This window comes from Methanospirillum lacunae (genome assembly GCF_003173355.1).
In the GTDB taxonomy this organism is placed as follows: Archaea; Halobacteriota; Methanomicrobia; order Methanomicrobiales; family Methanospirillaceae; genus Methanospirillum; species Methanospirillum lacunae.
On sequence record NZ_QGMY01000017.1, the window covers coordinates 88,344 to 108,415 of the forward strand.

Annotated in this window: 26 protein-coding genes; 5 read left to right on the plus strand and 21 right to left on the minus strand. The window is 48.8% G+C overall.

Annotated features, from left to right (window positions below):
- Positions 1 to 4: 4 nt before the first annotated feature.
- From DK846_RS16270 to DK846_RS16360, 19 genes are all read right to left on the minus strand, one after another.
- Positions 5 to 358: an RNA polymerase Rpb4 family protein gene (locus DK846_RS16270; protein ID WP_109970049.1), complete on the minus strand. Its 354-nt coding sequence runs from the start codon at positions 356 to 358 to the stop codon at positions 5 to 7.
- A 20-nt stretch (positions 359 to 378) separates the two neighbouring features.
- Positions 379 to 672 carry a 50S ribosomal protein L21e gene (locus tag DK846_RS16275; protein ID WP_109970050.1) on the minus strand — a complete coding sequence of 98 codons (294 nt, stop codon included), beginning with the start codon at positions 670 to 672 and terminating at the stop codon, positions 379 to 381.
- Between the two features lie 10 nt (positions 673 to 682).
- A complete protein-coding gene (locus DK846_RS16280; RefSeq protein WP_109970051.1) occupies positions 683 to 1,906 on the minus strand; it encodes a tRNA pseudouridine(54/55) synthase Pus10 in 1,224 nt (407 codons plus the stop codon).
- Complete coding sequence (trmY, locus tag DK846_RS16285) at positions 1,897 to 2,481, minus strand: tRNA (pseudouridine(54)-N(1))-methyltransferase TrmY (RefSeq protein WP_109970052.1); 585 nt, start codon at positions 2,479 to 2,481, stop codon at positions 1,897 to 1,899. Before trmY ends, DK846_RS16280 begins: the two co-directional genes overlap by 10 nt.
- A gap of 4 nt (positions 2,482 to 2,485) precedes the next feature.
- On the minus strand, positions 2,486 to 3,799 hold the full coding sequence (locus DK846_RS16290) for a signal recognition particle protein Srp54 (protein ID WP_109970053.1): 1,314 nt from the start codon (positions 3,797 to 3,799) through the stop codon (positions 2,486 to 2,488).
- Positions 3,799 to 4,872, minus strand: coding sequence for a signal recognition particle-docking protein FtsY (gene ftsY, locus DK846_RS16295; protein ID WP_109970054.1), 1,074 nt, complete (start codon positions 4,870 to 4,872; stop codon positions 3,799 to 3,801). The genes DK846_RS16290 and ftsY overlap by 1 nt, the downstream gene beginning before the upstream one ends.
- Before the next feature lie 27 nt (positions 4,873 to 4,899).
- On the minus strand, positions 4,900 to 5,352 hold the full coding sequence (gene pfdA, locus DK846_RS16300) for a prefoldin subunit alpha (protein WP_109970055.1): 453 nt from the start codon (positions 5,350 to 5,352) through the stop codon (positions 4,900 to 4,902).
- Between the two features lie 5 nt (positions 5,353 to 5,357).
- Positions 5,358 to 5,549, minus strand: a complete 192-nt coding sequence (gene rpl18a / locus DK846_RS16305) for a 50S ribosomal protein L18Ae (protein WP_109970056.1) — start codon at positions 5,547 to 5,549, stop codon at positions 5,358 to 5,360.
- Positions 5,550 to 5,552: 3 nt separating this feature from the next.
- Positions 5,553 to 6,215 carry a translation initiation factor IF-6 gene (locus tag DK846_RS16310; RefSeq protein WP_109970057.1) on the minus strand — a complete coding sequence of 221 codons (663 nt, stop codon included), beginning with the start codon at positions 6,213 to 6,215 and terminating at the stop codon, positions 5,553 to 5,555.
- Between the two features lies 1 nt (position 6,216).
- Positions 6,217 to 6,480, minus strand: a complete 264-nt coding sequence (locus tag DK846_RS16315; protein WP_109970058.1) for a 50S ribosomal protein L31e — start codon at positions 6,478 to 6,480, stop codon at positions 6,217 to 6,219.
- A 4-nt stretch (positions 6,481 to 6,484) separates the two neighbouring features.
- Complete coding sequence (locus DK846_RS16320) at positions 6,485 to 6,637, minus strand: 50S ribosomal protein L39e (protein ID WP_109970059.1); 153 nt, start codon at positions 6,635 to 6,637, stop codon at positions 6,485 to 6,487.
- Complete coding sequence (locus DK846_RS16325) at positions 6,634 to 7,236, minus strand: DUF7411 family protein (RefSeq protein WP_109970060.1); 603 nt, start codon at positions 7,234 to 7,236, stop codon at positions 6,634 to 6,636. Before DK846_RS16325 ends, DK846_RS16320 begins: the two co-directional genes overlap by 4 nt.
- The gene (locus DK846_RS16330) at positions 7,233 to 7,565 is read right to left on the minus strand and encodes a DNA-binding protein (protein WP_109970061.1); all 333 of its coding nucleotides are present in this window, start codon (positions 7,563 to 7,565) and stop codon (positions 7,233 to 7,235) included. Before DK846_RS16330 ends, DK846_RS16325 begins: the two co-directional genes overlap by 4 nt.
- A gap of 16 nt (positions 7,566 to 7,581) precedes the next feature.
- A complete protein-coding gene (locus tag DK846_RS16335; RefSeq protein WP_109970062.1) occupies positions 7,582 to 8,004 on the minus strand; it encodes a 30S ribosomal protein S19e in 423 nt (140 codons plus the stop codon).
- Positions 8,005 to 8,061: 57 nt separating this feature from the next.
- Positions 8,062 to 8,358, minus strand: coding sequence for a YhbY family RNA-binding protein (locus DK846_RS16340; protein ID WP_109970063.1), 297 nt, complete (start codon positions 8,356 to 8,358; stop codon positions 8,062 to 8,064).
- The gene (locus DK846_RS16345) at positions 8,355 to 8,672 is read right to left on the minus strand and encodes a ribonuclease P protein component 4 (RefSeq protein ID WP_109970064.1); all 318 of its coding nucleotides are present in this window, start codon (positions 8,670 to 8,672) and stop codon (positions 8,355 to 8,357) included. The genes DK846_RS16340 and DK846_RS16345 overlap by 4 nt, the downstream gene beginning before the upstream one ends.
- Positions 8,672 to 9,319: a phosphoribosylglycinamide formyltransferase gene (gene purN, locus DK846_RS16350; protein ID WP_109970065.1), complete on the minus strand. Its 648-nt coding sequence runs from the start codon at positions 9,317 to 9,319 to the stop codon at positions 8,672 to 8,674. Before purN ends, DK846_RS16345 begins: the two co-directional genes overlap by 1 nt.
- Positions 9,316 to 10,596: a hemolysin family protein gene (locus tag DK846_RS16355; RefSeq protein WP_342769677.1), complete on the minus strand. Its 1,281-nt coding sequence runs from the start codon at positions 10,594 to 10,596 to the stop codon at positions 9,316 to 9,318. Before DK846_RS16355 ends, purN begins: the two co-directional genes overlap by 4 nt.
- Positions 10,597 to 10,821: 225 nt before the next feature.
- Positions 10,822 to 11,619 (minus strand): sugar phosphate isomerase/epimerase family protein, encoded by a 798-nt coding sequence (locus tag DK846_RS16360; protein WP_181391836.1) that lies wholly within the window; start codon positions 11,617 to 11,619, stop codon positions 10,822 to 10,824.
- A 65-nt stretch (positions 11,620 to 11,684) separates the two neighbouring features.
- On the opposite strand from DK846_RS16360, the gene xseA reads away from it, so the two are divergent.
- The 5 genes from xseA to DK846_RS16385 all read left to right on the plus strand — a co-directional run bounded on the left by xseA (position 11,685) and on the right by DK846_RS16385 (position 17,365).
- A complete protein-coding gene (xseA, locus tag DK846_RS16365) occupies positions 11,685 to 13,079 on the plus strand; it encodes an exodeoxyribonuclease VII large subunit (protein WP_146201257.1) in 1,395 nt (464 codons plus the stop codon).
- Entirely contained in the window at positions 13,066 to 13,245 is a 180-nt protein-coding gene (xseB, locus tag DK846_RS16370; protein ID WP_109970068.1) for an exodeoxyribonuclease VII small subunit, read from the plus strand. Before xseA ends, xseB begins: the two co-directional genes overlap by 14 nt.
- Before the next feature lie 2 nt (positions 13,246 to 13,247).
- On the plus strand, positions 13,248 to 13,670 hold the full coding sequence (locus tag DK846_RS16375; RefSeq protein WP_109970069.1) for a hypothetical protein: 423 nt from the start codon (positions 13,248 to 13,250) through the stop codon (positions 13,668 to 13,670).
- A 53-nt stretch (positions 13,671 to 13,723) separates the two neighbouring features.
- Entirely contained in the window at positions 13,724 to 14,032 is a 309-nt protein-coding gene (locus tag DK846_RS16380) for a hypothetical protein (protein WP_109970070.1), read from the plus strand.
- A gap of 834 nt (positions 14,033 to 14,866) precedes the next feature.
- The gene (locus DK846_RS16385) at positions 14,867 to 17,365 is read left to right on the plus strand and encodes a PKD domain-containing protein (RefSeq protein ID WP_109970071.1); all 2,499 of its coding nucleotides are present in this window, start codon (positions 14,867 to 14,869) and stop codon (positions 17,363 to 17,365) included.
- A 201-nt stretch (positions 17,366 to 17,566) separates the two neighbouring features.
- Here DK846_RS16385 and DK846_RS16390 read toward each other — a convergent pair whose 3' ends face one another.
- Both DK846_RS16390 and DK846_RS16395 read right to left on the minus strand, forming a co-directional pair.
- Positions 17,567 to 19,057: an MFS transporter gene (locus tag DK846_RS16390; RefSeq protein WP_109970072.1), complete on the minus strand. Its 1,491-nt coding sequence runs from the start codon at positions 19,055 to 19,057 to the stop codon at positions 17,567 to 17,569.
- 98 nt (positions 19,058 to 19,155) lie between these two features.
- Positions 19,156 to 19,998 (minus strand): cyclase family protein, encoded by an 843-nt coding sequence (locus DK846_RS16395; RefSeq protein ID WP_219970740.1) that lies wholly within the window; start codon positions 19,996 to 19,998, stop codon positions 19,156 to 19,158.
- Positions 19,999 to 20,072 lie beyond the last annotated feature (74 nt).

The window sequence follows — 20,072 nt, forward strand, 5'->3', positions numbered from 1 at the left end:
GCACCTAGTTGAAATGAGTAATAACGAGATCTATGATCTGATCGAGTTCCTCGGTTGTATGAGCAAACTTATCCCTGCCGAAGACGGCTCTGACCTCATCCCTGGTCCTGGGCATTGTGTTTGCGATCCGAAGTGCCACGTCAGGTTTAACCTTCTCAACCTGGAGCAGTGCCTCAACAAGACTGCGGGACTTCGCTGCAGAGGTCCGGGCGATCTGGTTGGCATGTTCGATGCTCCTGCGGAGCTCATACGACATCTCTTTTCCTTTTTCAAGACGAACTGCCTCAACATTGAGGAGTTCTTCTTTCAATTCAGGAACAGTGATCGCATTTTCTTCAATAATTCCTTTGATCTTCATGCCAACCGACCTTTCTACCGTTAGTACTGTTGCGCCTTGAGGTGCTGGGGACGTGAGATAATTGTCTTCATCTTATTGCCGTCGTAGATCTCTACGAGCCATGCACGGCCTCTGCGACCAACGACTGAACCGGTCTTTCCGTGGAAGCGTGCATGAGGCATTCCTTTCTGAATGCTTGGCTCACAAACGATGTGAACCTTCTGTCCCATATCAAACTCCTGGATGACAGTGGTGATCGGCAGAACGCCGCGCTTTCTCAGATCTTTCTTAAACTTATACCGGGTCTTCTTCCTCGGTCCATTGTGAAGTGCCATTTCCGTTCACCTACTCAATTCCCTGCACATCGACAACATCAAGTTGTACGACTCGTGCCGGTGTTCCCAGGATCTCTGATAGACTGGGCGTAGTCCGCCCCTGGTCACCTGATATTAACTCCTTGATGTACAGACCGGCCTCTCCTGTTACTTCGAACGCGAAGAGGTTCGCTTCCCGGCCTGTCCATTTGAGCTCAAGGACAACCCTCTCCCGTACCTTGTCTGCCCTCCGGTGGGCAACCCGGGCTGGGGTGCGCTGATGTATCGTGGCACCCGTCAGCTGTTCTGCGGTTGCAGAGAGGGTTTCTTCGGGGATGGAGCCGTCTATATCGACCAGAATCCTGTATTTTTTATGCCCTTTGTGCGTCTTAAGGGTTTCCACCTCACCCCGTTCGGTCCACCTGAGGTCTTTTACCCCGACTCTACCGCCTGTTGACTCATTGATCCTCTTTTCAAGGGTGTCAAGGTCAGCATGTCTTATGCGGGGTTCAGAGATCTCAATGATAAACGGGCGGCCGGATCCGATCATCACTGCATCGATATCTTCACGTCCGGCGCCGTGAAGTGTTGCTGCCGTGCCCTGGAAGATATCACAAAGCGGACGGCCAATCAGTTCTTCTACAGAATCTGCATACTGTTTGCCAGTCCCGTTGCATACCTCACAACCTGCGCCCTTGCATGCCCTACAGAACCAGTGAGTCTGCGGAATACCCCTCTCATACTTGAAATACCGGCCGTACAGGAAGACCGGACGGATCTGAACCTCGGCTACTTCTTCATGAAGGTTGAGGACAACAACCACGTCTGGGTTCTTGAGTTCAACCTGAAGCCCGTTCCTGGCTGATACTGCCTTGCCAACCTCACGGTTTATCTCTGACTTAAGAGGTTCAGGGTCCTGCAATGTGAGATCGGTCCAGAGCATCTCCTCAGCTTCAGTGATGAGCGGCGGGATCCGTGACCCGATAAGGAAGGTTTTGCACTCAATCCCTTCAAGAGACGAGATGACCTTCTCTGCCCACTCTGCAGTGTTGTCAAAGAAGTTGTTGCAGATCCAGCAGGGTTCAGACGGTGGAGTGTATGGTTCATTTGCTTCAAGTGCGGATGCAATCCGGATTGCACTTCCGCGCATATCATTCGATAAACCATGCGAACGCTTTGCAACGAGGCGACCGAGACAGTGATCACAGATCTCCCCGTACTCCTGTACTTTGCGGTATAATTCAGTCAGTTCCATCCAGATCTTCTCCGATCGATCTCATTGTAAAGCAGAACAATTGCGTGGTCAGCATGGACAACCTGCGGTCCGAGCGAGTACCTGGGCAGATCCTTAATCAGCAGTTCTTCATCTGGTGTGAAGTTCTGATGATCAGAGAGGAGAAAGCCTTCAGGGAGCTCGTCAACCTGAACATTCCTGATATCGGTTCCGTGTTCATCAAGTACCCCAAACCGGTGTTCCCCGAGCAGGGTTTCAAGTCCTGCCTTTCTTACCGAGACACCGGGCGTGACATCCCGAAAGAGACTGCCTGCCGGGATCTCAAGGGCCTTCTTTATGAACGATGCACTGCTCCGCTCATCTGGACTCAGGCTGCGGACGTTTGCACCCTCAAACCTGACGGTCTTGACTGCTCCGGGGCCGCCTGCCAGGATCAGAAGACAGGAGGCATCCTCCCGTATCCCATGCGAGAGGAAGAGCGAAGCCTGAACACACCGGCAGAGAAGGTCCATTCTGCCCCCGCTGCTTGGAAGATCGTTCAGGCTGAATGTGCCGTCATTCTTTGCCTGGTGGCCGATCACCGCAAAAAAGACCATGGGATCAGGAGAAGCGGCCGAACTTCTTCATAAGCCGTTGCATCCCCTTCTCCCCTCCTTTCAGGTTTTTAAAGGTGCGTTTCATCATCTTGTAGTACTTGATGAGTTCACGCACCTCTTCAAGAGTCGCACCGGCCCCCATGGCAATACGCTGCACACGTGAACCGTTCATAACTGTCGGGTCATCCATTTCGGTACTGGTCATCGAGTCCATGATGATCCGGTACCGCTCCATCTTGGTAGACGTGACCTCAATTGCACCTTCAGGAACCTCCATGCCTCCGAGGGGAAGCATGCTGAGCACCTGCTTCAATGGTCCCATCTTGTTCACTGCTTCAAGCTGTTTGTACATATCCCGAAGCGTGAACTTGCCTGAAAGCATGGCATTGACATCAATGTCTTCTTCATTGATGCTCTCCTGGACCTTTTCGGCAAGAGCTTTGAGGTCTCCCATACCAAGAAGGCGGGAGATGAAACTATCAGGATCAAACCATTCAAGATCCTCAATCGTTTCACCGGCACCAACAAAGACGATCCCTGCCCCGGTTTCAGCAACCGCAGAGAGGGCGCCACCTCCTTTTGCGGTACCATCCATCTTGGTGATGATGACACCATCAATCTGAACCGCTTCGTGGAACCGACGTGCCTGCTCACGTGCCTGCTGACCAAGTGCTGCATCAAGAACCAGCCACCGGTGAGTGGCATGAGTCATCTCATTGAGATCGATGATCTCCTGGATCAGTTCATCCTCAAGGGCGTGACGTCCCTGGGTATCAACGATGATGACTTCATCCTTGAGATGCTGCAGACCTTCTGCAACAATCTTCCTGGCATCAGTCTCTTTGGGATTGCCAAAGCAGTTCACCTGCACTCGGTCACAAAGGGTCTTGATCTGGGTGTAGGCACCGGGCCTGAAGGTATCAGCACAGATAACTCCGACACGAAGACCTTTCTTCTTGAAGTACCTGGCAATCTTTGCAGTGGTTGTTGTCTTACCAGACCCCTGCAGACCGGCCATCAGGATGGTCTGTCTGCCGAGCTGAACATCAACCTTGCCTCCGACAAGATGAACCAGTTCCTCATACACGATCTTGAGAACATGTTCCCGTGCAGTGACCCCTTTTGGAGGTTCTTCATCAAGAGAACGTTTCTTGATCGTCTGGGAGAGCTGCATCACCTGTTTGACATTGACATCTGACTGCAGCAGGGCACGCTGAAGATCCTTGACCAGTTCCTCTACAGCAACCCGGTCAATTACCGTTTTTCCGGCGAGTTTCTTCAGCGCATCCTTGAGATTGGTACCGAGGTTTCCAAGCATCAGGCCTCACCTGCAAGAAGATCTGCAACGATTGCTTTAGGCTCAAAAGGCACGATGTCATCATATCCCTGACCGACACCGATGAAGATGAGTGGTTTTCCCACCGCATGAGCGATGGAAATAGCTGCCCCGCCTTTTGGATCCATGTCAACCTTGGTCAGCATCACTGCATCCATACCAACAGACTTTGCAAACTCCTCAGCACGGATAACCGCATCGTTGCCTGCAACTGCCTCATCCACATACACAATCAGATCAGGCTGAATGACCCTGCGGATTTTGGCCAGCTGATTCATCAGATTGACACGGTTGTGAAACCTTCCTGCAGTGTCACCAAGCACAACATCGATGTTGTGGGCCTTTGCATACTGAACAGTGTCATAGAGAACAGCAGACGGGTCAGACCCTTCCTGATGCTGTATCACCTTGATACCGAGCCTCTCACCATGAACATCGATCTGTTCTATCGCACCGGCACGGAAGGTATCTCCTGCACCGATTGCAACCGTCAGACCATTCTTTGTGAGAAAGTTTGCAACCTTGGCAACGGATGTCGTCTTCCCGGTCCCGTTCACCCCGGTAAAGAGGATCTTCACCGGTTTTTCACGTGATGCAATGAAGTCAAGAATATTGACTCCTTCACCAAGAACTGATAACAGTGCATCAGAAAGGGCATTTGTAATGACTGAATCGACTGAGGTTCCGATCTTCCGTTTTGATCCGGTGAGATCCTCTCTGACCTTGGTCAGAATAGCATCAGTTGCAGAAAAGGCGACATCACTCTCAAGAAGTCCGATCTCAAGATCAGAAAGCGAATCTTCAATGTCTTTTTCAGAGATGATAAATTCACGATCCCTGACAAGAGAGACCACTTTCTGTGCAAAACCGGGTTTCTTCTTATCTCTGCTATCCTCTTCAGGCTCAGCAGGTTCAGGAGATTGCGATGGAGGAGACGGGACGTGTGTGTCCAGTGAAGGAGAGGGAGTATCAGGAGCTTCTTTTGGCTGCTCACTGATAGTGGTCTCCAATCGCTGCCTGACCGAGAAGAGTTTCTCTTTTAGCGCTTTGAACATCAGAGACCACTTACGTCCTTAACGGAGTTATCGCGGCCCTGCTCCACCGGCACCCTGTTCCTGCTGTGCCTGGCGGTAGAGCTGCTCAAGTCGTTTCGAGATGTCTTTGACCTGGGCATCAATCTTCTGCAGGACCTCATTCAGGTTCTTGCTTGATGCTTCCATCTCGGCAATCCGGTCCTGGAGATAACTGACACCACCCTCATTGGTCTTCTGGAGAATGATCTCAGAGCCAATGTTGACATACACTTCATCCGGGTGTTCTACCCGGGCCCGGACATTTACTCCGCCACCAATTGGCATAAGGATGGTGGAATCTCCTGCCTCTAAAAGAGCCTTCAGGGTCTCTATTGCGGCATTCCCTTCCCGGATCCCCTCTTCCATAATACCAAGCTGACGGGAGTAAACCTCTGCCTGCTGGTTATACTGGTTCAGGTATGCCTGAAGGGACTGAACTTCACGGGGATCAACGGGTGCCATAGGGATCACTCACCTGCACATTCAGTAAGGGTATCGATCTGAATATACATGCGTTTTAGCCGGTGTTTGCTACCGATCAGATTGTAGATCCGTTCCTGTGCCTGTTTCTCATTTGGGGCGGAAAGAACCTTGGTAAATGGCTTCCATGCGTGAAGCTCCTGGTACTTCCCCTTGATTTCATACTTCTTCTGGTCCATGTTTTACTCCTCAAATCCGAAAATATCTTCTATTCTTCCGAGTTCATAGCCGCTTGTCTCAACACCGGCTAGATACCCTTTGGTATTTGCCACGAGACCGGTCCCGACCATCGCGTTTCCCATATTGATCGAGCCCTTTCCAACCGGCAGCTCACAGACCTTCTCAAGAGTCGAGATCTCGTGCAAACTGCTGCGGGGATTTACCACAACGCCGCTATTCGTTGCCACTGCTGCCATCCCGACAACTTTCACATCACCAAGGGTGAGTGGGACAATTGGAACTTTCAGAAATTCTCCAATCTCTTTCTGAACCTTCTTGTCCATGTCAGGATGAACTGCTGCGAACTTGTCACAAGCGAGAATAACATTCCCGGCTGCGTTCATCCCATGTTCCAGGAAGAAGAGTTCGCGGTATTCACTGAGCCGGTCAGCTTCTGCCTGCGTGGCAAGACCGGAGACCACAAATCCATTGCTGTTTCCAGCAAGGAGAGAGCCAATGATCGGACTACCCTGAATGGTAGTCCTCACAATATCAAGATCAAAGGCCTCTCGGTACTGGTGCTCAAGCTCTTCGGGTGCATCGATCGGGATGACCGCGATATCCTCAAAGACGCGGGTAAATACGCCAATATGGGGGTCGCCTGCTACCGAGACCGTACGGTCCATCTCACTCCTCAGCCAGTTCCGCCTGCACCTGACCGTCTTCGAGCTTCATTGCCCGAACACGGATCCGTGCTGGCGGCTTCTGGGAACCACGGGACCAGACCTTCTCATTGATAGAGGAGTCGAGCTTCACGTCCTCGCTCTTCATGTGGTGTCCCAGAAACTCCCTGATATCCTTCATTGCCTTTGCACTGCGTCTCCAGCGGGGAACGCGCCGAACCGATCCCAGCGGAATGACATATACCTGCTCTTTCAGATTATCGACCATATTATTACACCTTCAGGGTGCTCCGGCGCCAGCTGTGACGGGCGGGGTGAGTCATGACTTTTCTCTTGGTCTTTATCATAACCCATTGTGGCACACGCCTGTTCTGCTGGGTCTTTTTGGAAAGCCGGATCTTCCGGCACTTTGAAACTTTGCTCATTGTATTTCTCCAGATGACCGTATTGCGGTCACGAGGGATTGCTCATGATTTGGCGGGAACAAGGACGAGACCGGAATGCCCCGGCTGTCAAGTTCCCTGCGTATCTCATGTTCATAGTCCCCGCTGCGGATCTGTCCGGTCTCCCCGTAACGTACTTCGAGGTACCGGGCAGCAAGCCGCTGTACCTCCCGCTTCGGATATCCGATAAGCGGGCGGACATAGGAACATCCGCATCCGTCTGATATACTCCGGACTTCGTCATCGGTCAGAAGGGGAACCCGGTCACCAAACCGGGTTCCATCACCGACAACCTCGTACGAGGTGCAGAGGATACGAACCGCCTCCCGGTGGATCCGCTGGATTGCCTGTGATGGATGCCCGCACCCTACTACCATATCTGCTGCCTCTTTGAGGAGGCCTTCGGGGAATACCCGTTTATGGTGCGGGAATCCAAGTGCTGCCGCCGCCCGTTCAATCTGCTCAATTGCAGATTCAGAAGAGAAGACAAAGGTGTTCAGTTCAACCTCATAATTCTCTGACAGCAAAAGCGCTGCAAGAGAACTATCTTTCCCTCCTGAGAACAGGACGCCGGCTTTCATCCTTTACGTCTGATATTGAATTCGCGCTTCGCTGGCGTTACCTGTTTAAGGATGACTTTCAGCTGCTCGTCATTGATCTTATTCTTGATCCTTCCGTTCTGGGCAAGCATGACCAGTTGTTGTTCAACGGACCTTGCAAAATCAGGCTTTGTAAGCCGGATAGTGTTAAGCCGCTCACGTGCTTCAGGCTCAAGAATCTGCATGAGTACAGAATGTATCTGTGCATCATACTGACGTTGCCGTTCGGCTTCATCCTGCTGGGAAGCAGCCTGTTGCTGCATCTCCATCATTCGACGCCGTCGGATCTCTGCTAATTCATCATCTCCCATTCAGGAGCACCTTCGTTTACGCGGACTCAGTTGCGATACTGTGCGCTACTCCATCGAGGAACGAAGCGCCTGCAGGTGTGACGACTCTGCCGCTCTTCTGCTGGGCAACATACCCTGCCTTCTCGAGCTGCTGAACCGCCTTTCGCAGGACGGATCCACTCCCCTTCACCGTTTTGTTCGGTTTGGAGCCTCTGTTCTTACTTCCACCATACACTGACCGCATCCGCTCAACACCGACCGGGCCGTCTACGTACACACGCCTCAGTACGGCTGCTGCACGGGTATACCACCAGTCAGAATCTTCAGGTGGCATCCCCTTGTGGGCACCGGTCTTTGCAAAGGCTGCCCATTCAGGAGCAGTTATCTCGGATTTTTCCTTCAGTTCCGCTGCAACGCGTGAAATCAGCTTCTCAGCAGGAACATCATATACAGTAGTCATCGATAGTCCACACTCTCAATGCAGATAGTAGTCTCTACTTATACGTATGAAGGATTCTTATATATTTCGTGAACGGGTGCCGGAGACAGATCCTGAATCTCCAAGTACCATTGTCCTTCCCCTTACCTGAAGAAGTATCGTGCCGCTTTCCTGTGCGACAACTTCCGGTTCCACTTCAACAGACTCAAGCCACTTTACCTTGATAACTTTCCTGGTCTTGATCTGGCTTTTGATCTCTTCGATGATCGTCTGACTCATACCCGATTTTCCAACCCAGATAGTCGGTTTGAGGTCATGGTACCCACCGGCTGGGGCTGATGTCTTTTTTCTTGAACTATTTCTGTCTTGACTCATGGTTTATTCCGATAAAGGGGGTAACGGCGGCGATAGCCGCATGCCATGCAGGTGACAACCACACGGCTACGGTGAATTCTGGTCTGCATAGTTACACCAGGCACAAAGAATCCGTAACAACTGCGGCAAAATTGCCGTCTGAGCTCATGAGGCATACGGATTCTCTCCTTCATTGCTATTCGGCGGGCCAGTGCAACGCACCGGTTGCTCCATTCAGGATTTTCAGGGAAGAACCGTGATGCCTGCGTAAAGAGAATCTGGATGCGTTCCCCTGCAACATGCCTGCGATCCGAACGCTGGTGACGTTTTCCCATTAATCATCCCGACCCGGGGACGGAGCCTGATTGGTATCAATTTTCACAACCCGACCTTCTATCGTAAGCCGTCCTTGAAAGAAGAGCCGGATTGCCTGCGGAAATGCCTTATGCTCTTCAACAAGAATCCGATCCGAGAGGATATCGCCATCATCATTCTCAAAGACGGGGACAGTCCGCTGTATAATTACCGGGCCTGCATCCATATCTTCTGTGACAAAATGCACAGTGCATCCGGCAACTTTCACACCGTAGTTGACTGCCTGCTCCTGTGCATGCAGCCCGGTAAAGGAGGGAAGGAGACTTGGATGAATGTTGACCATCCTGCCTGAATATTTCCTGACGATCTCACTTCCTAAAATCCTCATATATCCGGCTAACACCACAAGATCCGGATTATATTTCTGGATTGTTGCAATCAGAGCAGTCTCATATGCCTGTTTATCTGAAAACGATTTAAACGAGACGACTTCACCGGGGATCCCTGCAGCTCGCGCACGTTCGATTGCATGGGCAAGTGGGTTGTCTGTTATCAGGGCTGTACATACCGCAGGGATATACCCGTCAGATACACGGTCAAGGATGGCCTGAAAATTTGACCCTCTTCCTGAAGCAAGCACAACAAATGTCCCCTTTTTTACGTTCATGCACCGGCCTCTGATTTTTTGAGAGAAGGCGAGATCAGCAGTTTGATTCTGGTTATTCGTTTTCCTTTCATCTGAATCACAATCAGTCTGATGCCTCCATCCAGATCACAGGACTCACCAATTCGTGGAATATATCCCAGCCGATCGATGATAAGGCCTGCTATGGTTTCGTAGGTTTCGCATTCCGGTAAATCAAGCTCAAGTTCCTTGTTGAGATCTGATACCCACATCCTGGCATCAACAGAATAGACACCCTCTGCTACCCGTATCAGTTCAGGCTCCTCGGTATCGAACTCATCAAGGATATCTCCCACCAGTTCCTCAACGATATCTTCTACCGTGATGATACCAACAAATGCACCATACTCATCTAGGACAATAGCAAGGTGGTTTTTCCTGGCCTTCATCTCACGGAGCAGATCATCTATCTTCTTAGTATCAGGAACATAGACCGGTTCAGAGCAGAGCTCAACAAGCGGGTGATGGTTCCTGCCATCCATCACGGCAACAAAGACATCCTTGATATTGAGAATACCCCTGATGGTATCGATGTTCTCATGAAACACCGGGAGACGTGAAAACCCGGTCTTCTTAAATATTGCAAGGGCATCTTCTGGAGAGAGGGTGTCTTCAGCCATCACCACATCTATCCTCGGCGTCATCGCTTCCCTAACCCGGGTGTCTGCAAACTCAAAGACCGAGTGGAGCATCTCCTGCTCATCCTTCTCTATGGTCCCCTCTTCCTGTCCGACATCGATCCACTCCTTGATCTCCTCCTCTGTGATGAGATGTTGTGAAAAGACCGGACCACCGGTCATTTTACCGGCAAGAGCATTAAAGGTCCAGATGAGGGGGCTGAATATCCGCGAGAGCAGGTAGATCGTTGGAGAAACCCCAAGAGCAATACTGGTCTGGTGCCTGCTCGTGTACATCTTTGGCAGAATCTCACCAAAAAGCAGCAAAAAGATAACCACGCCAACTGTAGCGCCTGCAATTGCATATGGTCCCGGACCAAATATGCCGATTGCCAACGCGGTCACAACCGAGGCACCAAGAATATTGACAATATTATTTCCAATCAGGATCGTGATCAGAAACCGGTCAGGCTCCTCTTTCAATGTCAAAAGTGCCTGTGCACCTGGCATTCCTTCATTGATGAGGGTCCTGACTTTGGCACGGGTGATGGAGAAGAGTGCAACTTCAGAGCAGGAGAAAAATGCAGAACAGACAAGCGCCAGAATAAAGATGCCGATATAGAGGTAATATTCGATGATCACTAAAACCCGGACCCCCGCAATTCAGGAGCCGCTGGCAGATATGTGCATCCTGATGCCAGGGATACCTGTGAAATTCTCATAAAGAACTCAAACACCGTCCGGGGAGATTGATATCTCCACTCCTCTGATTAATGTGAGCGGGCCACACAAATATCAATCTTTTTCTGACACTGCCAGCTACCGAAAATCATGGAAATGTGATCCATACCTTGTGACATATGAAAGTCATGAAAGATGATCCCTGACAACTCTGACATCATCAGCGATCATCCTGATTTTTTCTTCTGCAGTGAGGGGATCTCCAACCGAGAGGTCGTTGATCTCCAGGGTGATAAGCCCATCATAACCTCCATCACCCAGGATATCAAGCGCTTTCTCTGCCCATGGGTTTCCTTTCACCGGACGATGCATGACACTGCCTGATGCCCCGGACAAGTGAACATTTGCAATCCTTCCTTCTGCAACCGATAAAAATTCACGAAGCACCTCTTCACCACGCGATGCAACATGGCATGAGTCCAGGGTGAATGAGAGCCAGTCACGTTCATTGAGGACACGGGAAATCTCTGCCGGCGTTGTGAGCAGAGCGTTTACCTGAGGCTCCATGTTCTCAATTGAGACAGAGACCCGTGATGATTCGGCATACGGGGCGATCTCATCGAGCATCTGGTCAAGACGCCAGTAATCGAGATCAGCAGGAGGCCTCTTTGATGTTCTCCTTCCCGGATGGATCGTGCAGACCTTGGCTTTAAGAGACTCTGCAAGTTTTATTGAGAACTGTATCCATGAGATCGACGCCCTGACCACGTCAGGATTTATTGAGCAGGGATTGAGATCCAGCACCGGAGCATGCACTGACAGAGGGGCAGGGAGCGGATGCTGTCTTATCACCTGGGCAAGGTGATCTTCAGAACGTCCTGAAAGCCACCAATCCGGAGTCTCAGGCCAGAACTCAAGAGTATCGGCGCCTGATATCCTGACTGCATCAAAGATCAGGTCAAGCGGATGGTCATGGAAGAACATCGTTGAGAAGGAGATCTCCATTACCATTGATTATCTATACCGGGGGAAATAACCGATCAGTGAAGATGGATCAGCTGACTCTGGATTCCTGGGGGACCAGTCCGAAACCTGCAGTTATGCGGGTATCTGAGGTTACTGCAGTGATAACCAGCCTTCTTGATACTCCGGAACTGACCAACATCAGGGTTACCGGCGAGATCACCAACTTCAAGAGGCACGGGTCAGGACACCTCTACTTCTCACTTTCAGAACGTCAGGGCGAGAAGGAGTTTGTGATCAGGTGTACGATCTGGAAGACTGCTGCAAAGTATCTGCCGTGGAAACCAGAAGACGGGATGATCGTAGAGGCGTTTGGGAGCATCAACCACTACGAAAGAAGCGGGCAGTATAATCTAATCGTCACCCAGATGTGGCAGTCAGGGGCAGGAGAGAAGGCCCTCCTCATCGAGCGGTGGAAAAGAGAACTTGGGCTCAAAGGCTACTTCTCTCCTGAACGAAAACGTCCTCTCCCTGATTACCCGACAAAAATAGGGGTGGTCACGTCAGAGACAGGAGCTGTCATCCACGACATCCAGAACGTACTCTCCTGCAGGTTCCCGGTGGAGATCATCCTCTCACCAACCGCAGTACAGGGTCCGACTGCCCATGATGAGATTGCCGCAGCAATCAGGCGGGTTGCCCCGATGGTTGATCTCGTGATTGTCGGGAGAGGAGGTGGGAGTTACGAGGACCTCTTCGCCTTCAACAACCCTGCTGTTGTAGAAGCGATTGCAACCTGTCCGGTACCGGTAATTGCTGCCATCGGGCATGAAGTAGATGTCACCCTCGCAGATCTTGCTGCAGATGTTAGAGCATCAACACCGTCCCATGCAGCAGAACTAGCAGTTAAGGACCGCAAGTCAGAACTCGAAATGATTTCGCAGATCAGGGGTCGCATTTTCAGACGGCTTCTGACCAGAGTAGAGCAGGCAGACGAGGAACTCAATGATCTCCGGGACCGGCTGTCACCGGTCAGGATGAACAGGACTCTTGCGGACCGCAGACAGTATCTCGTGGATATAACCGACAGGATGAATAACCTTTCAGATCTCTCGCTTGGAAGGTTCAGAGTTCAGGTCAGGGAACTGAACGCAAGGCTTGAAGCGAGAAATCCATCAGGTATCCTGATGAGAGAGATTCCTGAACGGAGAATCAGGATCGCAGATCTGAATGAACAACTCTGCCGTGGTGCAGACACTTTTCTTGCACGGTATCGTGCAGAAATCGAATCATTATCCAAGATACTTGAGGCACGAAGCCCGTACGCTGCTGCCAGGGATGGATATTGTATCGTTTTCAAAGACGGCAAAACAGTGTCTTCTGCAAGGGTGCTATCAGAAGGTGAGATGGTGGATCTCAGGTTCAGGGATGGATCAGCATCTGCAGTTATTGATCAGGTGAAACCGCATGAAGAAGTATGAGGAACTGGTAACAGATCTCAAAGAGATCGTGAAAAAGATCGAAGATGGTGAGACGAGCCTTGATGAAATGATTGCACTCTATGAACAGGGAACAGTAATCATCAAGCAGTGCGAGGAGCGGCTGAGTGAGGCAGAGATGAAGATAAGTAAACTTTCAAAGGAGTAATCATGAGAAAAATTCTGCTTTTTCTAACTATTCTGCTGATTGCTGGTGCTGTAACCATTTCAGGATGCACAAAATACGCAGATCCTGATCTCAAGATAACATCAAATCTTTCAAAAGTCTCTGATGATCCTGGTACGGGAAATATCACATATGATGTAAAACTGACAGTTGCCAATGTTGGGACCAACAATGCATACAAAGTCAAGGTCATGACCATCCTGTCAACCCCTAAGGATCTTTCTGAATACCGGTTTGTAAGCCGGACTACTGATGCCGGAGATATTGAGAAGGGAACAGTGAGGACATTTACCGAGCGAATGACTCTTCCGGCAACCAAGGCAAATCATGATCTCATCATTGCTGAGACACAGCAGCCTGCAATTGAGACGAAGATTATGTCAGTCTCTTCAAACGTGATGGGGTAGTCTGTAGAAAAACCTCCAATACTTTTATCCATCCAGATGGAGAAGAAGAGTCTGTGAGTGCTACAAACCGCATCCTTCTTATCCTGGATATTATCAAGGGAGTAATTGCGGTTCTTTTTGGCAATATCGGACTGCCTCCCCTGGTCCGATATCTGATCGGGATGCTCCACGGTTCAGGCCCTGTTCAGATCCAGACAAATACCCTTGTGATTAGCCTTGTTTGCCTACTGATAACGATCGTCGCGTATCATAAGACAGAGAATAAAATAATCAAGGCATTAGTGATAATCTGCCTCTTTGTCCCGGTTTTACTTATCTTTCTCTCGTATTTTACCGTGATGAAGGTCCCGATGCCGTTCTGATGTCATCAGAACAAGAGGGATTCACCCCCGATTATTTTCCTTCTCGCCTGATTCCAGATTATGAACCACTTTTTTAAACTCCTTTTCCTCATTCCGATCCGCTAATCCAAGACGATGGGCATTAAAGGGAAGATACTGTTCATGTACTTTTTCACAGGCCGTATCCATTCTGATCGTGCCTGTGTGACTTAAGATAGCCCGCTCATTAAAAGACAGGAACCGATCAAGCCTTTCAGTCCTTCATACATACCGGATTATCAGTTGATTTCCAGAGGTGTTGTCTCATGGCTTCGATGAGTTCTAGTTGTGATATGATATACGCTATTTATCCAGGGATGTAACTAGTATCAGAATTCCATCAATTTTCACTTCTCACGTGTATTAACCATTCAGAAAGACGGTCTATAAAGTCATTTTCGGTTATCCTTTTGACAGGATTTTTTTTCGATTCCTTCACATCCACATTCTGCTACCAGATACCTGATAATGTAATAAATTGTGATAACCGAAAAATGATATTGATAGCCTTCTGTCGTATATCCGTCCTACTCCGGACAGATCGCAGACACACAGGCAGGGTTTGTGAGGAATTTTACTGGGTGCTTCTCCGGAAAAGATATCGATATCAGGCGGATACTGATCATGGCTTACCATGAAATCGGAGAACAGGTATCAGTACAATAAAATAACTTGATCTCTTGATCTCCTGCCAAATGACAGGGATATATATATCAACAAATATAATGATCGACCAATACGAAGTCTCTACAACTGGTGATTAAGTCTCCGAATGTGTGAGAGTTTGTGCAGAACCCGGCAGGCGTAGTGAGATCTATGAAAAGACTTTGTTTTATTGAGAAGAAGAGAGAATATGAGACCATATGCAGCAACCTGTTTTTCCTGCTGCTGGCCGGGTGTATATGCATATTCGGAGTCGGTTATCCCATTGCAGATTTAGTGGATATATCCAATAATTCAACAGGTATCAATACAACATCAACAAATTTCCCTTTTACTGATGCCGGGCTTATTTCAGGTTTCAATTATCCGGAAGACCCGGATATGAGGGCACACCCTCATTTCAGATCAGATGGGGGTGAGACTGGACATAACAACACCACCGTTTCTTCATTGACATCCATCCAGGAAAGAGAGACCGGAAGTTCAGAACTAAATGCCAAGGCTATGAAATTCACATGGCAGAGATGTTTTGGAGGGTCATCGTATGAAACACCCATATCGATAAAACAGACATCAGACGGAGGATTTCTGATCGGAGGGTATACAGATTCATATGATGGAGATTGTTCAGAAAATCACGGCTCGTATGATTTTATTATCGTAAAAGTGGATGCATCAGAAGATATTGTATGGAAAAAATGCCTTGGAGGGTCATGGTTTGATGAGGAATGCGAGATCATCTCCACACCCGATGGGGGGTGTTTTGTAGTAGGTTCTTCCAACTCTGATGATGGAGACGTCTCCGGAAACCACGGAAGTACCGACTTCTGGGTTGTAAAACTGGATGGATCAGGAAACATAGTATGGCAGAAAAGCCTCGGGGGGTCATCATATGATGTGCCCTCTCAGGCAATTCAGACTGCTGATGGAGGATTCCTCATTGGAGGATGGACAGGTTCATCTGACGGAGACGTCACCGGATACCATGGATACACAGATATCTGGGTAGTGAAACTCGATTCATCAGGAGAGATGAAATGGCAGAAATGTCTGGGGGGATCAGCGTATGATAGACCTTATTCACTCATTCAGACCACCGATGGAGGATTCCTCATCGGAGGATACACAGGTTCATCTGACGGAGACGTCACCGGAAACCATGGAGACGCAGATATCTGGGCAGTGAAACTCGACCCTGCCGGAGAACTGAAATGGCAGAAATGCCTGGGGGGAAAAAAAAGTGACAGACTGTATTCACTTATCCAGACTATCGATGGAGGATTCCTGATCACAGGAGATACAAGATCATCTGACGGAGATGTCACTGGAAACCACGGAGAAATGGACATCTGGGTAGTGAAACTTGATTCATCGGGAGAGATGAAATGGCAGAAATGTCTGGGAGGATCAGCGGATGATTTTTCATTTTCAGCCATTCAGGCCTCAGACGGAGGACTCCAGATCAGAGGAATCACATACTCAAATGATGGAGACGTCACCGGAAACCATGGAGACGCAGATATCTGGGCAGTGAAACTCGGCCCTGCCGGAGAATTAAAATGGCAGAAATGCCTGGGAGGATCAGCGGATGAATCTCCCACTTCAGCCATTCAGACCATAGATGGAGAATTCCTGATCGGAGGATATACATGCTCATCTGATGGAGACGTTACCGGATACCACGGAGGAACGGACATCTGGGTAGTGAAACTCGACCCTGCCGGAGAACTAAAATGGCAGAAATGCATTGGGGGATCAGCAGATGATTATCCCATCTCGATCATCCAGATTACGGACAACCAATATGTAGTCTACGGGTCTACATACTCATTTGATGGAGATATTGTAGGAAATCATGGTGAAGAGGACTTATGGCTGGGACTCATAGATACAAGGTATCAGGTAATTGCCACATCCGACTCCATGACAATCGCATATCCCCCCGGAACCAGGTCATATGAAGAAGGAACCAATGCAGCATACCTTGCACAGGCGAAACCGGGTGCGGATCTCGTGAACGTCTCGGTTGATGGCACTCAGGTTGGCCCGGTGAGCAACTGGACGTTCTCGCAGATCTCTTCCGATCATACCTTTGCAACAACCGGTCAGCCGACCCCTGGTCAGGTCCATGCATTCTTCACGTTGAACACCACCTGGGGAGCTGTTCCATTGACTGTTCAGTTCACAAACCAGTCACTTGGAGAACCGACATCATTCCAGTGGGATTTCGGTGATGGTGAGACGTCAACAGAGCGAGATCCAGTTCATACCTACACAACTCCGGGTACATACTCGGTCACACTTCAGGCTCACAATGCCTGGACAGGAGGAGTAGCTACCTTATCCCATGCCCTGACCGCAACAGCCGGGATTGTTCCCTCTCCAACACCGACACCGGTCCCGGGTGAGATAACCGCAGCATTTTCAGCAGACCGGACGACAGGTTCTGCTCCAATGCATGTATCGTTTATGGATCTGTCAACAGGAAACCCGACATCCTGGGTATGGAGCTTTGGTGATGGAACCTTCTCTGCTTCGCAGAACATTACCCATATGTATTCGGCCAAAGGGACGTATTCGGTCAGCCTTACCGCTCAGAACATTGCCAACTCATGTACCATAGAAAAGAGCGGATACATAACGGTTACATAAACCAGTTAACCCAAAACCCAATTTTCAACTATTTCAAAAGGGATGACCTTTTGACAAAATGGATATTTGACAACTGGCAGATCCAGTGTGGATATTTTTGTCGGAATCCAAGGTAAGTTATCAGTATATCCATGATTGAATATACCCTGGGTGCGATACACTAAATTCCTACAACCCGTTTTCAAAGACAGTACCTCACTCTCATGTTTTTCCAATTTCGGTATCTGGTTGTGGATCTGCCCGGTAATCGGGATGAACCTGCTGATACGCGAAGAACGCAACAATAAGGATCAGAATGCTCACGAAAAAAGCATATGCAAATGCCTGGTGAAACCCGAGAGAAAGGTTCACAACATCAATGGATACAAGTTTTTGCATATTCATCCCACCGGTAAGGGGAAAATCGGGAATACCGAGCATAAAGATGATATTAAAAATTGGAATTCCAACGATCAGGGGAATAAACCGGGAAAGACTCATGAAACTTGAGATCATGCCCTGATATTTCTTTGATACCGAATGGATCACCATATTTGATGCTGACGTCCAGATAAGACCTGACCCCATACCAACCAATACCAGGCAGACTACCATATACCAGTAATTCTCAAAAATCTGAAAATAATATGCCAGAAAGTATCCGGTAATAAGAGGAATGCACCCGATGATATTGATATTTCTCCCACCGATTTTATTGAACAACATCCCGGCACAAATACCTCCAACCATTAATGCAACGGGAAATGAAGTAAACACAAGACCTGTAATATAGGGTGAGAGTTTCAGGACCAGTTGCAGATAGAAGGGAACAAGGTATACAAGACCATTGAAGGCAACAAACATCAGAATTGTTAATGCATTTATCATAAAGAAATTCCGTTGTTTAAACAGTCTCAATTCAAGGAGAGGCTGATTACTTCTGAGTTCACAGAACATAAACAAGCAGAGAGAACAGATTGCAAGGAGCATGGACCCGATGATTACCGGATTCATCCACCCATATGCCTGACCTTCTGAAATTGAAAACAGAAGGAAGGCAAGTCCAAGGAAAAATAAAACCGCCCCAGCCCAATCAAACCCGGGTATCCATTGTGCACCAGCCAAATCAGGAATTACTATCAATCCTAAAAGGATGGCACAAACTCCAATAGGAATATTGATATAAAAAATCCAGCTCCAGGAAAGGTACTGGATCAGTATCCCACCAACAGTTGGTCCAAGAGCCATTCCAAGACCTGCAAAAGTAAATATTGTGCCCATCGCCTTGCCTCTCATCTCCATGGGAAGAAACGCAGCGACCATTGCAGGACCGATTGCGGTTATCATCGAAGCCCCAATTCCCTGGATTGCCCTTGACGCGACCAATGCCGGAAATGAATCAAAGAAGACCGGGAAAAAACCACAGGAAAAAGATCCCAGAGTAAAGATTCCAAAACCTGTTAAAAACATTTTTTTGTATCCAATGGTATCTGATATACTTCCAAATATCAGGACCAGACCGGCCATTACTAAAACATACACTGTTAATGTGGAACTCGTCGTCCCTGGAAGGATATTGAATAATGCAGATATGGTAGGATTTGCGACACTCACGATGGTTGCATCAAATGCAGCGATAAAATTGGCAAGAGCGATTGAAATTATGAGAAGCGTAAACCGGGTATGATCAGAATGCTCCTCTTGTGTCTCCATACTACCCCTTTTGCTTTTTGTGAATATGAGAGTGACGAAGTGTTCCGGCCCTAACCAGCACTATCATCCTGCAGGGTCAGACTTCCACTCCGCTGCCATCACTCAGGGCAGATTGCAAACACTCGTGCAGGAAATCCGGACCCGTCACGCGGTTTTGGAAATGTAACAACAACCAATGCCCCGGACTCTGGAACCTGGTCGAGATTTGTGAGCAGTTCAACCTGATACTTATTCTGGGAGAGGATGTATGTCTCCAGGGGATACTTGTCACTGCTTACCACAAGACCCGGATCTGTATCAGTTGTTTCATGTCCGGATGCTGTAATATTGCAATTTTCATAGAGGTATGTCAGAACGTCCTGACTCCAGCCGGGATAATGGGCAATTCCTTCTGCATCAAGGTTCTGCATGGCATCCTGATCAGGCCATTTCTTTGACCAGTCAGTTCTGAGTGCCACAAATGAGCCTTGCGGGATAGGCCCGTACTCCTTCTCCCATGTTCTGATATCATCCATTGAAACGACATAATCCGGGTTTTCCATCACCTTCTGGTGAATATCAATCACAACAAGGGGAAGGATCATCTCTCTCGGACTTATCTGATCAAGGGTCCTGAGACCTTCAATAAAATGGGCGGGCGGGTCCACATGGGTTCCCCATTGCCCCACGTGGGAGTAATCCTGCATATAAAAACCTGAACCAAGAGTTCCATTTCCCGGTTTATATGAATACAGGGTTTCCACTGTTTCATCAGGGGCTCCTTTCCAGTGAGGAATGCCTGGCTCAAAGGTGTGAGTGAGATCAACAAAGGTGCAATTCTGAAAAGTTTCCCATATCCCGGTAAGGTTTTGAGAAGGATCTGAAGCGACTGATGCCGGAAAACAGATGAACATCACAGCACAGAATACAATGAGTAAAGCATAGAGCGAACCTGATGACATATCTGATGATGTATTATTCTTGAACCATAAAAAACCAAACCGATACCATTACAGAAAGAAGGTAGTGAGAACGG